General features: G+C 50.7%; 13 protein-coding genes and 1 other annotated feature (1 of these 14 cut by a window edge). Of the genes, 1 reads left to right on the plus strand and 12 read right to left on the minus strand.

Annotated features, from left to right (window positions below; all coding sequences use genetic code 11):
* Window positions 1-35: 35 nt before the first annotated feature.
* The 10 genes from dnaJ to gpr all read right to left on the minus strand — a co-directional run bounded on the left by dnaJ (window position 36) and on the right by gpr (window position 12,914).
* On the minus strand, window positions 36-1,175 hold the full coding sequence (gene dnaJ, locus I8U17_RS06325) for a molecular chaperone DnaJ (RefSeq protein WP_198059176.1): 1,140 nt from the start codon (window positions 1,173-1,175) through the stop codon (window positions 36-38).
* Window positions 1,176-1,308: 133 nt separating this feature from the next.
* The gene (gene dnaK, locus I8U17_RS06330; RefSeq protein WP_033101746.1) at window positions 1,309-3,138 is read right to left on the minus strand and encodes a molecular chaperone DnaK; all 1,830 of its coding nucleotides are present in this window, start codon (window positions 3,136-3,138) and stop codon (window positions 1,309-1,311) included.
* Between the two features lie 47 nt (window positions 3,139-3,185).
* The gene (grpE, locus tag I8U17_RS06335) at window positions 3,186-3,803 is read right to left on the minus strand and encodes a nucleotide exchange factor GrpE (RefSeq protein WP_052154349.1); all 618 of its coding nucleotides are present in this window, start codon (window positions 3,801-3,803) and stop codon (window positions 3,186-3,188) included.
* Between the two features lie 11 nt (window positions 3,804-3,814).
* On the minus strand, window positions 3,815-5,359 hold the full coding sequence (locus tag I8U17_RS06340; RefSeq protein ID WP_198055301.1) for a TCP-1/cpn60 chaperonin family protein: 1,545 nt from the start codon (window positions 5,357-5,359) through the stop codon (window positions 3,815-3,817).
* Between the two features lie 77 nt (window positions 5,360-5,436).
* Window positions 5,437-6,462, minus strand: coding sequence for a heat-inducible transcriptional repressor HrcA (gene hrcA / locus I8U17_RS06345; RefSeq protein ID WP_033101748.1), 1,026 nt, complete (start codon window positions 6,460-6,462; stop codon window positions 5,437-5,439).
* Between the two features lie 94 nt (window positions 6,463-6,556).
* Window positions 6,557-7,708 (minus strand): radical SAM family heme chaperone HemW, encoded by a 1,152-nt coding sequence (gene hemW, locus I8U17_RS06350; RefSeq protein ID WP_033101749.1) that lies wholly within the window; start codon window positions 7,706-7,708, stop codon window positions 6,557-6,559.
* A gap of 113 nt (window positions 7,709-7,821) precedes the next feature.
* Complete coding sequence (gene lepA, locus I8U17_RS06355; RefSeq protein WP_033101750.1) at window positions 7,822-9,636, minus strand: translation elongation factor 4; 1,815 nt, start codon at window positions 9,634-9,636, stop codon at window positions 7,822-7,824.
* A 334-nt stretch (window positions 9,637-9,970) separates the two neighbouring features.
* A complete protein-coding gene (locus tag I8U17_RS06360; protein WP_033101751.1) occupies window positions 9,971-10,321 on the minus strand; it encodes a DUF3679 domain-containing protein in 351 nt (116 codons plus the stop codon).
* 9 nt (window positions 10,322-10,330) lie between these two features.
* On the minus strand, window positions 10,331-11,485 hold the full coding sequence (gene spoIIP, locus I8U17_RS06365) for a stage II sporulation protein P (protein ID WP_033101752.1): 1,155 nt from the start codon (window positions 11,483-11,485) through the stop codon (window positions 10,331-10,333).
* Window positions 11,486-11,810: 325 nt separating this feature from the next.
* Window positions 11,811-12,914, minus strand: coding sequence for a GPR endopeptidase (gene gpr, locus I8U17_RS06370; protein ID WP_198059177.1), 1,104 nt, complete (start codon window positions 12,912-12,914; stop codon window positions 11,811-11,813).
* A gap of 162 nt (window positions 12,915-13,076) precedes the next feature.
* Here gpr and rpsT point away from each other — a divergent pair, with 162 nt between their 5' ends.
* The gene (gene rpsT, locus I8U17_RS06375) at window positions 13,077-13,343 is read left to right on the plus strand and encodes a 30S ribosomal protein S20 (RefSeq protein ID WP_033101754.1); all 267 of its coding nucleotides are present in this window, start codon (window positions 13,077-13,079) and stop codon (window positions 13,341-13,343) included.
* Window positions 13,344-13,390: 47 nt separating this feature from the next.
* On the opposite strand, the gene I8U17_RS06380 is transcribed toward rpsT, so the two are convergent.
* Both I8U17_RS06380 and trpS read right to left on the minus strand, forming a co-directional pair.
* Window positions 13,391-14,002: a sterol desaturase family protein gene (locus tag I8U17_RS06380; protein ID WP_198059178.1), complete on the minus strand. Its 612-nt coding sequence runs from the start codon at window positions 14,000-14,002 to the stop codon at window positions 13,391-13,393.
* Window positions 14,003-14,188: 186 nt separating this feature from the next.
* Window positions 14,189-15,166: a tryptophan--tRNA ligase gene (gene trpS, locus I8U17_RS06385; protein WP_033101755.1), complete on the minus strand. Its 978-nt coding sequence runs from the start codon at window positions 15,164-15,166 to the stop codon at window positions 14,189-14,191.
* Window positions 15,167-15,263: 97 nt separating this feature from the next.
* Window positions 15,264-15,360, minus strand: a binding site (T-box leader); it runs 132 nt beyond the window's last position.

Raw genomic sequence — 15,360 nt, forward strand, 5'->3', positions numbered from 1 at the left:
AAAAACGGGCTGATCCACGCCCGTTTCATCTGTGATCAGTCCCCGCGAAACGCTTGCTTCATTTTGTCAAAGAAGTTTCCGCCGGACTGCTCATTGTTGATATACTCGCCGCAAAGGCGACTGAAGTTGCGCAGGACTTCTTTTTGTTCTTCCGTCAATTTGGTCGGCGTCACCACACGGACTTTCACGCGCAGATCACCTTCGCCGTAGCCGCGCATACGCGGAACTCCTTTCCCCTGCAGGCGGAATTCTGTTCCGGTTTGCGTACCGGCCGGCACTTTCAGCCGCGCCCGCCCGTTCAGCGTCGGAACGATGACCTCATCCCCAAGCGCCGCTTGTCCGAAGGTGATAGGCAACTCGCAAACAAGATCATCGCCTTCTCGTCTGAAGAAGTCATGCGGCTTAATAAAGATGGTGATATATAAGTCCCCTGGCGGCCCGCCATTAATCCCCGGTTCTCCTTCCCCGGAAACTCGCAATTGCGCCCCTTCATGAATTCCGGCCGGAATTTTGACATTGATTTTTTTCTTTTGTTTCACGTTGCCGGAACCGCGACAAGCGGGGCATTTTTCGCGAATGATCTTGCCTGAACCGTTACAAGCATGACAGATGCGGCGGTTCACAATCCTTCCAAACGGTGTGTTTTGCACCATTTCCGCCTGACCCGATCCGTGGCATACCGAACATGTTTCCGGGTGCGTTCCCGGTTTGGCTCCGGTACCGCGGCACTGATCGCATTTTTCCGTGCGCGGGATCACAACATCCACATTTTTCCCAAAAATGGCATCCTTAAATTCAATCTGCAGGCGAAACTCCAGATCGGCACCTTGGCGAGGCGCATTAGGATTGTTGCGGCGACCCCCGCCAAAAAACATATCAAAGATGTCACCAAACCCAAAATCGGTGTCAAAACCGGTTCCAGCTCCGCCAAAACCGCCTCCGCCAAAGCCGGCACCCGGACCCTCATGGCCAAACTGATCATAAGATGCCCGTTTTTGGGGATCGCTCAAAACTTCGTATGCTTCTTTTACCTCTTTGAATTTCTTTTCGGCATCTGCTGCTTTGTTGACATCCGGATGGTATTTGCGCGCCAATTTTCGGTAGGCTTTACGAATCTCATCGTCAGTGGCACCTTTGCTGACTCCCAATATTTCGTAATAATCGCGTTTACTCACCGGGTCACCTCCTCTACCGATCACAAAGCTTTTGGTTCAATCCCACAAAAAGAGAAAAGCCATGTCAAGGCAGAGCCCCGACAATGACTTTCCTCGTCGAGGAGAACTCTTTCCTCTCCTCCGTAAATGATCTTTATTTATCTTCTTTTACTTCTTCATACTCGGCGTCGACAACGTTGTCATCCTTTTTCGAAGCCTTTTCACCGCCTTGGTTTTGCGCCGCCTGTTGCTGCATTTGTTCATAAAGTTTGATGGACAGTTGTTGAACCGCTTGTTCCAGCTCCTCTGTCGCTTTTTTAATCGCGTCGTCATCGTCCTGTTCCAACGCTTTTTTCAAATTGTCTTTGGCAGCGTTCGCTTTTTCCACATCGGCGCTGTCCACTTTGTCGCCAAGGTCTTTGATCGTTTTTTCTGCCGTGAAAATCAGTTGGTCTGCCTTATTGCGAAGCTCCACTTTTTCTTTGCGCTTCCGGTCTTGATCTGCGTACATTTCCGCTTCTTTTACCATGCGTTCAATCTCTTCGTCGCTCAATCCGCTAGAAGACTGAATGGTGATCGCCTGGCTTTTGCCGGTTGCCTTATCCTTGGCCGACACGTTCACGATTCCGTTGGCATCGATCTTAAAGGTTACCTCGATTTGCGGAATCCCGCGCGGAGCCGGAGGAATATCGGTCAACTGGAAGCGTCCGAGCGTCTTGTTGTCCGCAGCCATCGGGCGTTCTCCTTGCAACACGTGGATGTCAACCGAGGTTTGATTGTCAGCCGCAGTGGAGAAGATCTGCGATTTTTCCGTCGGAATCGTCGTGTTGCGCTCGATCAGTTTAGTGAAAACGCCGCCCAGCGTTTCAATTCCCAGCGAGAGCGGGGTAACGTCCAGCAATACGATATCCTTCACATCCCCGGAGAGCACGCCGCCCTGGATCGCTGCACCCATGGCCACTACTTCATCAGGGTTTACCCCTTTGCTCGGCTCTTTGCCAATCAGGCGTTTGATCGCTTCCTGAACAGCCGGAATCCGGGTCGATCCTCCGACCAGAATCACTTTATCGATATCGCTCGGCTGAAGACCTGCATCGCTCAATGCCTGACGGGTCGGCCCCATCGTGCGTTCAATGAGATCGGCACTCAGCTCTTCAAACTTGGCCCGCGTCAGGGTAACTTCGAGATGCTTTGGTCCCGTTTCATCGGAAGCCAGGAACGGAAGCGAAATCGTTGTTGTCAAAAGACCGGACAAGTCTTTTTTCGCTTTTTCCGCTTCGGCTTTCAAACGCTGAAGCGCAGCGCTGTCATTGCGCAGATCAATTCCGTTTTCCTTTTTAAACTCCTCAATCAGATAATCAATGATCACTTGGTCGAAGTCATCCCCGCCCAGCTTGTTATCCCCGCTGGTGGCCAAAACTTCAAATACACCGTCACCAAGTTCCAAAATGGAAACGTCGAACGTACCGCCGCCGAGGTCAAACACGAGAATTTTCTGATCTTCCGCTTTGTCGAGACCGTAAGCGAGAGCAGCTGCGGTCGGCTCGTTGATGATGCGCAGTACTTCCAACCCGGCGATCCGTCCGGCATCTTTCGTCGCCTGACGCTGGCTGTCATTAAAGTATGCCGGCACAGTGATGACAGCCTGGGTAACCGGCTCTTCAAGATAAGCTTCGGCATCCTGTTTCAGCTTTTGCAGAATCATCGCCGAAATTTCCTGCGGGGTATATGATTTATCATCGATTTTTACCTTATGGTTGGTACCCATATGGCGCTTGATCGAAATCACGGTTTTGTCCGGGTTGGTAATTGCTTGCCGTTTGGCCGCTTCACCGACGAGACGTTCGCCCGTCTTGGAAAAACCGACCACGGATGGAGTGGTGCGGGCACCTTCCGCGTTGGGGATAACAACGACTTCGCTTCCATCCATGAAAGCAACGCAAGAGTTCGTTGTACCCAAGTCAATCCCGATAACTTTACCCATAGACTACTACCTCCTACCTGTTTTCACAAAGGTAAATGAACCTTTTCTCATTTGCTCACTTTTACCATGGAAGGACGGATCACACGATCCAAATAGCGATATCCCGGCTGAAGTTCTTCCACAATCGTTCCGGGTTCATGACTGCTGCTTTCAACTTGCATGACGGCATTATGTTCATGAGGGTCAAACGGTCTGCCCTCGGTTTCAATAAGGGTGAGTCCCGCCTGGGATAAAGCGTTCAAAAACTGGCGGTAAACCATTTCGATCCCTTCCTGCAACGTCTTTACATTCCCGCTGTCATCAGCTGCATCCAGAGCACGCTCGAAGTTGTCCAGAACGGGAAGAAGCGATTCCAAGAGAGGAACTACGCTATATTTTATAGCATCTTCTTTTTCTTTGCGCGCCCTGCGCCGATAATTTTCCAAATCGGCAAGCGCGCGCATGTAATGCTCCCGATGCTGCTCGGCCTTCGCCTGCCAGTTCTCAGCTTCTTTTTTTGCTTCCTCCAATTCCCGCTTCAAGGCGGAAATCACTTCATCGGGAGAAGCTGAATTTTCCGGAGAAGTATCTCCAGTATGTACGCTTTCTTGCCCCTCAGCTTCGTTCTTGCCCGAAAAAGGTTGGCTGCCAGCGTTTGGCTGGAGCTCTTCTCTTTCTCGATCCATTTTCAATCCTCCTATCCTGACTGTTCAGGGATCGGAACCGGCTTCATCTTCACGATGGTATGGATGCGCAAAATGGCAACGGCTACTTCACCGGCAGTTTTTAAGGCATTTGCCTTGACGGGAAGCGGATCAACAACACCCATTTCCACCATGTCCACAATCGTTCCGCGGTCGCAATCAATGCCCAGAGAATCGGATTGCCGTTTCATCTGAAGCGCTTTGACCGCCTCGATTTTTTCCAGCGGATTAAAGCCTGCATTGGCCACAACCTGACTCATCGGGCGTTCCAAACATTCTGCCACAACAGAAACGCCAAACCGCTCCATTCCCTGCACCATATCACGAAAGCGCTCAACATCGCGGGCGAGCGCCAATTCAACCGCACCTCCGCCGGGCAAAAATCCTCCGCACACGGCTGCTTGCACGGCCGATGCTGCATCTTTGGCAATCCTTTCCCGCTCTCTTACAACCTCTTCCGTTTGTGCACCCACGATCAATGTGGCCATCGGACGTCCTTTACCGCCGAGAATGCGCAGTTTGCCAAGGCGCTCATCATCGATCACGCCTGCACAGGAACCCAGAGTCGATTCCAAAGCCTCGAGCGACTTTTTCAGTCCGCTCCTTGTTACGATCCGTGCACCCGTATGTTCGGCGACCTCTTCCAGGTCCGCTTGGCTGACATCCGTTACCACAATCACTCCTGCATCGGTCAGAACCTCTTCCGCATAGGGATCCACCCCTTTGGAAGTGACGATCAGCCCCACTTGCAAATGGATCAGATGTTCCAATAGGACATAAAAAGCTTCATTTACATTTTCCTGTTTCGCCGAAGCTTCGCCAGCACCGTTCTTTTCCGCCGAATCAGGTTCCAGGGCATCGCTCAGAACCAAAACGCGCGTGTGATCCTTTTTGCGCGGCATTTGCTGATTCATCCGCTGCCGGTTGATCACCATTCCCGAAAAGACGCTGTTATCCACACGCGGATGAGCGATGATGCAATCGGCGAGCTTGAAGTTCTGATCCAATAATTTCTCGCGTCCCACCAAATGGGCAGCCTCAATGACGGCCATCGTAATATCTTCGTTTTCCCTGCTGGCGGTAAAAGCGATCCGTTGCAGCCATTCATCATCTAATTCGTAAATCGGTCTTGCTTTTTCCTTCATTTTACGCAACGCAAACCGAATTCCGCGATCGATTCCGGCGATGACCTTCGTCACGGGTACGCCCTTCACCACCTGTTTTACGCCTTCTTCCACCAGCGCTGCGGTTAGCAACGTTGCCGTCGTCGTTCCGTCTCCGACTTCTTCCTGCTGAGACTTGGCTACATTGACAATCATTTTGGCTGCAGGATGACTGATTTCCATACGATCCAGAATCGTGACACCATCATTGGTCACAATCACCCGATGGTTGTCATCGACCAGCATCGTGTCCAACCCTTTAGGTCCCAATGTGGAAGCGACTGCAGAAGCCACTGACCTGACTGCATCCGCATTGCTTTTTAGAGCTGAGAGCCGGGTCTCGTCCTTCACCGTTACGTATTCATGATCAGGCACCTTGGCTTCCCTTCCTTTCTATATATAGGGAGAGGGATTCAGCAACTGAACCCCCAAAGATGCGTAAACTCCTGTTCTCACTCAAACCATGCACTGATCCGTCTGGAAAAATCATGAGCCAAAAATTCAAGAACGCCGATCACCCGACCATAATTCATCCGCGTCGGGCCGAGCACACCGATCGTGCCAACAGGTTCGCCATTTATCATATAGGAAGCAGTGATAATGCTGCAATCATTTACTGCCTCCAAATCATTTTCATCCCCGATCCGCACTTGAACCCCTTCTTTGTCGGAGTTGAACAATTGAACCAGCACCGTACTTTCTTCGACCAGATCCAGGATCGATTTCATTTTTTCCACGTCCCGGAACTCCGGCTGGTCCAGAATTCGGGTTGTGCCACTGGTATAAACGCGTTCTTCCAGCTCTGCTTTTAAAATGGTATCCAACAGATCCGTCAACTTATCAAAATGCTCCACATGCCGTTTTAGCTCTTCTGACAGTTCATGCTTGACAATCGCCTTTAACTTCGCGATCGGTACCCCCGTCAGCCGATAATTGAGCAGATTGACTAATCGTTCAATTGCGGACAGAGAAACGCCCTCCGGGACGATCACATGCTGCCGATGAACATATCCCGTATCGGTCACCAGAATGCTGACAGCGGCACGATCATGCAACGGTACAATCTGCAAGGCTTTTAGCTTGCTCTCAGACAATCTCGGCCCCAGAATAAACGTCATGTAATTGGTCATTTGGGACAGAATGGAATTTGCGTGTTTAATCGCTTGTTCCACATGATCAACTTTCATGGCATAAAAATCGTGCAGGGCCATCAGATCATCTTTTGACCACATATACGGTTGTAACAAATGGTCCACGTAAAAACGATACCCTTTTTGTGAAGGTATTCTTCCGGCAGATGTATGCGGTTGCTCCAAAAACCCCATCTCTTCCAGATCAGCCATTTCGTTGCGAATCGTGGCCGCGCTAAACCCGACACCCTTCTTTTTGGAAACAGTACGGGAGCCGACAGGTTCAGCCGAAACGATATAATCGTCGATGACGGCCCAGAGAATCCGTTTTTGTCGCTCAGTTAACATCTGCCTCCCCTCCTTGTTAGCACTCCAAGGAAACGAGTGCTAAAAATACTAATTTAAAATTACCAAACGGGAAATATGATGTCAATTGGTCCGCTTATAATTCCACGCCACCGAGAAATGAGGCAAATACCTCATTGCCAAAGAGAAGCCCCTGTTCAGTCAGGGCGATGCGGTCTCCCTGCTGCACCAATCGCTTTTGTTCAAATAATTGCCGCAAAACGCTGCCAAACGCATCCTCGATGCTGACCCCGAAACGTTCCCTGAACCGTGACCGGCTTACACCTGCGAGCAAGCGCAAGCCCAGAATCATGAAATTCTCAATCTCTTCTTCCCGTTCGACGCGATACGATTCAGCCACAGGACGCCTGCCGGCCGTCAAACGCGCAATATATTCTTTGACCCCTTTGATATTGGCATAGCGAACCCCTTCCACGTATCCGTGCGCCCCTGTTCCCAGTCCATAATACTCTTCGTTGAGCCAATACGTGCAATTGTGCCTGCTCTCAAATCCCGGCTGCGCAAAATTGCTCACTTCATATTGCTCATAGCCGTGCTGTTTCAAATGGGAGCGCAGCATCTGATACATGGTGAACTCCTCATCATCGGAGGGCAACGGCAGTTCATTTCGTTCATACAAATGGTGAAAAAGCGTCCCTTCCTCGATTTTCAGGCTGTAGCAGGAAAAGTGCTCGGGTCCCAGTGCAATCGCCGATTCCAGCGTCTGTTTCATATCTTCCACTGTCTGTGTCGGCAGGCCGAACATCAAATCGAGGGAAATATTCGCAAAACCGGCCTCCCGTGCCAGCCGGACGCTTTGTCCGATCTCTTCAACCCCGTGAATGCGCCCGATCCGCTGAAGCAGATCAGGACGAAACGTTTGGGCGCCAAAACTGATGCGATTAACCCCGCCCTCGAGCATGGCTTCCAGCAGTTCCGGACCGGTGGTGCCGGGATTGGCCTCGACCGTGAATTCACAGTCGGCGGCCCGGTTCGGGAAATAGCGGCGAATATCGTCCAGCAATTTCCTCATCTGAGCCGGTGTCAGGACAGTGGGCGTTCCTCCGCCGATAAAAATCGAGCGGATCTCAGCCGGGGGAGTTTCTGCCACAGCGAGAGCCATCTCCCGTCCGAGGGCGGAAAGATAATCATCCACCGGCTGCCCGTTCACGACATAAGCAGTAAAATCGCAGTAATGGCATTTATTTGTACAAAAAGGAATATGAATGTATACGGCTTGGGGCGGCATTTGCCCACCTCCTAAAAATGCCGCAAGCAACAGGCCGCGTGTCCGGCAAAGCGGGCAAGCCTTCCCTGCTGACGGACGTTCCGGCATCGATGCTTACGGCATGGTTGATGTGATTATTTGTCGTCGATTTTCAACACGGCCATAAAAGCTTCCTGCGGCACCTCGACGCTGCCGACCGCTTTCATCCGCTTTTTCCCTTCTTTCTGTTTCTCCAGCAATTTGCGTTTCCGGCTGATATCCCCGCCGTAGCATTTGGCCAGCACGTTTTTGCGCATGGCACTGATCGTTTCCCGCGCAACCACTTTATTGCCGATGGCCGCTTGGATCGGCACTTCAAACATCTGGCGCGGAATCAATTTTTTCAGTTTTTCCACCAGGGCGCGGCCGCGATGGTATGCGCGATCGCGATGCACAATAAAGGAAAGGGCATCGACGACTTCGCCATTCAGCAGGATATCCATTTTGACAAGATTGGACGGCTTGTAGCCGATCAGTTCATAGTCGAAGGAGGCATACCCTTTTGTCCCTGATTTCAGCTGGTCGAAGAAGTCATAAACGATTTCTGCGAGCGGCAATTCATAAACGAGGCTGACGCGGTTGGTATCAATATACGTCATATCGACATATTGACCGCGTTTGTTCTGGCAAATCTCCATTACAGCCCCAACATAATCATTCGGCACCAAAATGGTGGCCTTCACATAAGGTTCTTCCACCCGATCGATTTTTTGCTGCGGCGGCATCAGTGTCGGATTTTCGATCTCCAGCACGGATCCGTCAGTCTGATACACCTTGTAAACAACGCTTGGAGCAGTAGTGATGAGCTGCACGCCAAATTCGCGCTCAATCCGCTCCTGAATAATCTCCATGTGAAGCAGACCGAGGAAACCCGCGCGAAAACCAAATCCGAGCGCACTTGAGGTCTCCGGCTCGTAGGTGAGCGACGCATCATTCAGCTCCAATTTTTCCAGTGCTTCCCGCAAATCATCGTATTCGGAGGAATCGACCGGATACAACCCGCAAAACACCATCGGATTAATGCGGCGATACCCGGGCAGCGGCTCTTTGGCCGGGCGGTCCGCATCGGTGATCGTATCCCCCACGCGCGTATCCTTGACGTTTTTGATGTTGGCACAAACGTATCCAACCTCACCGACGGAAAGCTGTTCCATCGGAACCTGATGGGGCGTAAAAGCCCCCACTTCGGTAATTTCATATGTTTTACCCGTGGCCATCATTTTCATGCGCATGCCTTTTTTAATCGTTCCGTCGACGACACGCATATAAATGATGACACCCCGGTACGAATCATAAACGGAGTCAAAGATCAGCGCACGAAGCGGAGCATCGGGATCACCTTCCGGAGCCGGCACTTTTTCCACAATCCGCTCCAAAATCTCTTCGATGCCGATCCCCGCCTTGGCCGATGCGAGAACTGCATCGCTGGCATCCAGTCCGATCACATCTTCAATCTCCTGTTTGACGCGCTCCGGTTCCGCGCTGGGCAAGTCAATTTTATTGATAACGGGAATGATTTCCAGGTCATTTTCAAGCGCCAGATAAACATTGGCCAACGTTTGCGCTTCCACTCCCTGCGAGGCATCGACGACCAGCAGGGCGCCTTCGCACGCCTGAAGGCTTCTCGACACCTCATAGGTAAAATCCACATGACCCGGTGTATCAATCAAGTTCAGAATGTACTCTTTCCCGTCTTTTCCTTTATACGGAAGGCGAACCGACTGCAATTTGATGGTGATGCCGCGCTCCCGTTCCAAATCCATTTTGTCCAGGAACTGCTCCTGCATCTCCCGTTCGGTCAGCGCTCCCGTCTTTTCCAAGATTCGGTCAGCGAGTGTCGATTTCCCATGGTCGATATGGGCAATGATGGAAAAGTTACGAATCATTGCACGTTGTTCTTTGTTATCCATTCCCGTTCATTTCCCTCCTGCATCAATCGAGGACTGCATTGCTTAATTATATCAGCCCCAAACCCTCTCTTCAATGAGTTTCCTGTCCCTGACTCTCTGAAGCGATGACAAAATCGGTCATGACTCGCCGCCACAACCAGCGGAAAGCCAGACACGGCCGGGAAGCGAAACCGCCGAACGGACATCTGGAACACAGGGAGGCCGGAGCCGACGGCTGCTGCAACGCGTTTTCACACAAAACATTCTTATCTTATTAAATGCACAAATTAAATACACAAAAAAAGACAAAGGAACATCATGCTCCTTTGCCCCCGTATACAACTCCTGCCTATCTTTACTCGGCCAGGGCAAAAATGAAATTCATCACCTTACGGGAAAGGTTTTTGAGCCCCGTTCCCACTTCGTTTCCCACCACCGCCAAATAATTGGTTCCGTTTTTCTCCTGTTGGCTGGTTACCGTCTCTCTTACTTTCGCTGCCACCTTTGGCACGGGATTTTTCGTTTCAACGACTTGTCCCAGCACCGCGATTTCGATTTTTCCATCCTGTGGAGTAATCTGGATCGCGCGCGGCGCCCCCATGGTTCCCTGCATCTTTTGCATATTTTGCTCAGCCCTGTCGATTCCGACGAAAATCCCCGTCACCAACATTCCGATCATACAAACGATCTGCACCAAAACGCGCATCCTGTCACCTCATTTACCTGCCTCCGTTGCATCCGGCCGGGCTGTAACCACGGTTCCCTCATGGATTATATCGGCCAAAACCCGGGCCAAAACCTCAATCGACCGATTCGCTTCAGCGAATGAATTATCCACCCCGCCCACTTCAACCAGCATGCTGTTGGGCGATAAAGATTGATTATATTCCCCGTTGTTCCCATTTCCTCTCTCTTTAATAATCACCGCCCGGGACAAACCGGGATATAACTCGTTGATCCGCTTGTGCATCTCGCGGGCAAGGCTCAGGTTGTCCTCAAAGTGCGTGCTCGCCTTGCCGACTACAAACGCGAGCCTCGCATACGGTTTGCCGTCAAACACTTTTGTCGTCTTGTCGCGCCTGCGTGAATCGCGATGAATATCGATCATATAACTGATGCTGTGGTATTGCTTCAAGACAGAGAGCACCATTTTGCGCGATTGCACATACGCACCGGAATTCCATGTATACTTCCGTTCGGTTGTGACGGCGCCGATGCCCATCTTTTCCAGCTGCTTCGCCAAATGCTTGGAAACGAGGGTAATATTGCGATTCAGATCAGTGGCCTGGTCGGGATTTGTTTTATGGAGTTCCGGCAAAAAAGATTCCCAAAAATGGGTGTTATAAATAATCACTTGCTTCGTTTTGATACTTCCCGGGTCGGTGCTCGTTTTGTCTTCATCGGGATGCTCCATCGCCTTCATAATCTGTTTATCGAGGTCAGGCGGCGGCGGTGATTCGATCGGGATCGAAGTATAATCCACATCGCTGCTGGCCACGTCAATCTCGCTGTCGAACAATGCGTACAACGGCAGCTCTTTGCCCAGAAAAGTGCGTGGATCACGAAAATCGATACTCGTCATCAACTCAAACGCCGTCCGCGAGATAATCTCTTCCAAACCGGCCGTCTGAATTTTCTCCTGGAAATAGGGAATGCTTTCCCCGACGATCATGCTGAGCGTTTGCGGGGAAAGATGAGACGTCACCCTGCTGAGATCCGACCCTGTCAAACTCTGTTCCGCTTGAACCATTGCCAGCGCACCGACAAAGGAAAAAAGAACAGCCGCTGCCAAAAATAAAAACACAAACCTCTGCCTCGTTTTCGGACGCGCCATATTCAGCGTCAAGAAACCACGGTAGCGACTTCTCATTCGGTTCACCCTCTATCTGCTTGTCTCACCCTAATCTATGAAAACCGGCAAACAGGTAGAACCGATTAACTGAATTTGCTAGAAATAGATTGAGACCTCACGGCGGCCGGCAGAGAGCGGCAGGCGGAAAAGGATAAAAAATCTTGCTTTTGAAACTCAACGAGCCCCGTTCCACGCGGATGTCCCAAACTCCAAACAAGAATCCCGTTCCCCGGGGAAGCCGGACAACGGGATTCGCGCCAAATGGAAACAATATTTTGTTCTGCGAAAGTGCTTCTGCATTGCCCGCACATCTCCCGGATTAACCGGGAGGAAATCAAATGTTTTATTGCACATGCGAAGCCACATTTTTCATGGTTACAGCCTCATGCAGGGCGCAGTTCAGTCCGTTGGCGATCAATTTGGCCATATTGCCAATGAAGGAATCCACCTCCTTCGGGGTAACGATCAGATTTTGCCCCAAAGGTGCCAGCACTTCATGAATCAGTTGCCTTTTCTCATCCGAGTTCAGGCTGCCAAACATCCCCAGCATGCGGTTGCTGGTCTCCGGCGGAGCTTGATAGTTTTCCAGATCTTTTACCGAAGGCCGGTTGTGAGGATCAAGCGGGTTATTTTTCACCCCGTGCAATTCCCGGCCAAGGTGGGAAATCACATAATCGATGGTGTCATGGGCAATGGTGACGGCATCCACGACGGTGGGAACACCAACGGCCAGAACGGGCACACCCAAAAACTCCTTGGTCAACGCCTTGCGATTGTTTCCGACACCGGACCCCGGCTGAATTCCCGTATCAGCAATCTGAATCGTCGTATTGACCCGGGACAAGGCCCTTGAGGCCAGTGCATCAAACGCGATCACAAAATCAGGCTTTGATTTCTGCACCACCCCGCGCACAATTTCACTCGTTTCTATCCCGGTCGTCCCGAGCACTCCCGGCGAGAGGGCGGAAACGCTGCGATACCCTTCGGCAACCGTTTCCGGCTGCAATTTAAAGAGATGACGGGTGACCAGGGTGTGCTTGACGACGAGCGGTCCGAGTGAATCCGGCGTTACATCCCAGTTTCCAAGCCCCACTACCAGGCAGGAATCATTTGGCTTAATGCCGACTTCATCGAGGAAACGGCTGAATTGCTCAGCAAAATGTTGCGATACGCGCTTTTCCAGCATGGAATCTCCCGACCGAAGACCGGGCACTTCAATCGTCAGGTAAGTACCCGGCAGTTTGCCCATCTGCTCACCGGCATCTTCGCTGTCAATCCAGATCCAACTGGTCGTAATCCCGTCCTGTGTCTCTTCCTGTTTGCGAACGCCCGGAATGGAACTTCCCCGCCCTTGCTCCCGGGTCACCATGTCATGAGCTTCGCGGGCCAAATCCGTGCGAATATTGTACATACTCAAATCAATCTGGTGTTCCGACGCTTGATTCATCCAATATATCCCCTTTTTTTGCCTGTTTCCACTCTTAGTTTGCTTCTTTGCCTCTCATTTATTCTGCTCATGACCGTTGTTGCTTTTTGCAGAGCCTCATGCTAGAATATTGCATGTTGCATTATTGGGATGCGGAAACCCTTCCCTCAGGAGGTGAACGTCTTGGCAAACATTAAATCCGCAATCAAACGCGCCAAAACCAACGAAGTGCGCCGCGCCCGCAATGCTTCTCAAAAATCGGCGATGCGCACGGCCGTAAAAAAATTCTTGGCAGCCGTTGACCAACAAGATAAAGAACAAGCCGCTGTGCTTTTGAAAGCAGCAACCCGCAGCTTGGATAAAGCCGTAACCAAAGGTTTGATCCACAAAAATGCGGCTGCTCGCAAAAAATCCCGCCTCACCAAAAAATATCAGGCACTCGAAGCTTAATATCTTTCTTTTACATGAAAAAACGACCCACATCGATTGGGTCGCTTTTATTTTTTATCCGCCAATTTTCGCGCCGTCCGGCTCATCTCCACCCCGGATTCATCGGGAAAAGTCCGAAAAAGGTGATCCATGGCCGGATTGGTCACGCCAAACCAGTAATGCTCGTTCTTGAAATGGTGCAACAAATGATATTTTTTCAATTTCTTCCCCCATGGGGTGAGAGGCTTGATCGGCCGGTGCGCGATATAATGTTTCCATTCATAATATAAATGATAGAGCACAGCACCGCTTAAAAAAGTGGTTGTGATCGCGATTTTCCCCGTCACCAGGTAAACGATGCTCCCGACGAGGACAAACTGGGGAACACTGTACCACAGCGGCAAAAAGAGCAATTCCAGTTTATCGGGGTCTTCATGATGATCATAATGTAACCGCTTTAACAGCTTCAACAAAAAAGGATGCTTCGGCGGAGGAAGATGAAATAAAAAACGATGGGTTCCGTACTCAGCGATGGCATATAGGGCGACTCCGCCCAAGAACACCGCCACCGTCACAAGACTGTTCGCCCATGCCAATGTCAACCCCAGACCGCAGACACAGACCAGACTCATCACGAAAATATCTGAAAAAAAGAAAAATTCAAATAAATAACGCCGCATCGGTTCACTCCTTTCGCGAACTTATCCTTTCTTTTCATTATAACATCCCGCGGGCGCTTCCTTCATAACTCCTTCACGGAAGATCTCGTGAATTCCCTGTCTTTCATCAATATTGATTCACCGCTTTCGGTGAGTTTCAAAATGAGGACATTCCGCCCATTGGAATGTCCTCCGCTTATTGACTCACTATAAAATCCCCATCGCATCTTTCATTTGTCGCAATGTCTTCTCCGCAACTGCACCTGCTTTTTCCGCACCGATTTTCAGCACATCATCCAAATAGGAAGAACCGCGGATTTCCCGGAACTTCTCCTGGATCGGCTGCAAGTGCTGAACAGTTGCTTCCGCCAGGTCTTTTTTAAACTGGCCATAACCGGCACCTTCATATTGCCGTTCCAGTTCGGAAATCGTTTTGCCGGAGAGCAGGCTGTAAATGGAAAGCAGATTACTCACACCCGGTTTGTTTTCCGGGTCATAGCGAACCAGGTTTTCCGAATCGGTAACGGCGCGCTTGATTTTTTTCTCAATCAATTTCGGCTCATCGAGCAGCGTGATGTTGCTGTACGCCCCTTCCGTGCTTTTGCTCATCTTTTTCTCCGGATTATCGAGGGACATGATGCGGGCTCCCACTTTGCCGATCAACGGCTCGGGGATTGTAAAGATTTCTTTGTAATCGCGGTTAAACCGTTCAGCAATATCCCTCGTCAACTCCAAGTGCTGCTTTTGATCCTCACCGACGGGAACATGTGTCGCATGATAGAGCAAAATATCACCGGCCATCAATACCGGATAGGTATACAAGCCTGCCGTCACCGCTTCAGATCCTTTGCTTTTCTCCTTAAATTGAATCATGCGGTTAAGCTCGCCAACGCGGGCTACACACTGCAACAACCAGCATGCTTCCGCATGGGCGGGAATCTGGGATTGGACAAAGATCGTCGCTTTTTCGGGATCAATCCCGATCGCCAGGTAAAGCGCCGCCACATCCCGCGTTTTCTCCAACAGCTGACGGGGATCCTGGGGAACGGTATGGGAATGGAGATTGACTACACAAAAATAACATTCCGCCTCATTCTGCAACTCAACGAATTGCTTCATGGCGCCAAGATAATTGCCTATATGGATATTGCCGGTCGGTTGGACACCGGATAAGACACGTTTCATCTTCTCACTCCTTTTGAACCATCATGATTTGCCGGCATTTGGCAGGATCGCGATTGACCCGGCCTGCAACAATTTCACACAAAAAAGCCCGTCCCCGGCAAGGGACGAGCTGATTCTCGCGGTACCACCCTTCTTTGCCTCTCCTGTACATCAGAGAGGCACACTCTTAGCTATAACGGGATCATCCCGGTTTT

Source organism: Thermoactinomyces sp. CICC 10521, assembly GCF_016055135.1.
In the GTDB taxonomy this organism is placed as follows: Bacteria; Bacillota; Bacilli; order Thermoactinomycetales; family Thermoactinomycetaceae; genus Thermoactinomyces_A; species Thermoactinomyces_A daqus.

What these genes read in the sequence shown, in the direction of transcription:
- gpr (WP_198059177.1), bottom strand. Translation starts at nt 12,914, where the DNA reads ATGAATCAAGCGTCGGAACACCAGATTGATTTGAGTATGTACAATATT.
- trpS (WP_033101755.1), bottom strand. Translation starts at nt 15,166, where the DNA reads ATGAAACGTGTCTTATCCGGTGTCCAACCGACCGGCAATATCCATATA.
- spoIIP (WP_033101752.1), bottom strand. Translation starts at nt 11,485, where the DNA reads ATGAGAAGTCGCTACCGTGGTTTCTTGACGCTGAATATGGCGCGTCCG.
- I8U17_RS06380 (WP_198059178.1), bottom strand. Translation starts at nt 14,002, where the DNA reads ATGCGGCGTTATTTATTTGAATTTTTCTTTTTTTCAGATATTTTCGTG.
- grpE (WP_052154349.1), bottom strand. Translation starts at nt 3,803, where the DNA reads ATGGATCGAGAAAGAGAAGAGCTCCAGCCAAACGCTGGCAGCCAACCT.
- dnaK (WP_033101746.1), bottom strand. Translation starts at nt 3,138, where the DNA reads ATGGGTAAAGTTATCGGGATTGACTTGGGTACAACGAACTCTTGCGTT.
- hrcA (WP_033101748.1), bottom strand. Translation starts at nt 6,462, where the DNA reads ATGTTAACTGAGCGACAAAAACGGATTCTCTGGGCCGTCATCGACGAT.
- hemW (WP_033101749.1), bottom strand. Translation starts at nt 7,708, where the DNA reads ATGCCGCCCCAAGCCGTATACATTCATATTCCTTTTTGTACAAATAAA.
- I8U17_RS06360 (WP_033101751.1), bottom strand. Translation starts at nt 10,321, where the DNA reads ATGCGCGTTTTGGTGCAGATCGTTTGTATGATCGGAATGTTGGTGACG.
- lepA (WP_033101750.1), bottom strand. Translation starts at nt 9,636, where the DNA reads ATGGATAACAAAGAACAACGTGCAATGATTCGTAACTTTTCCATCATT.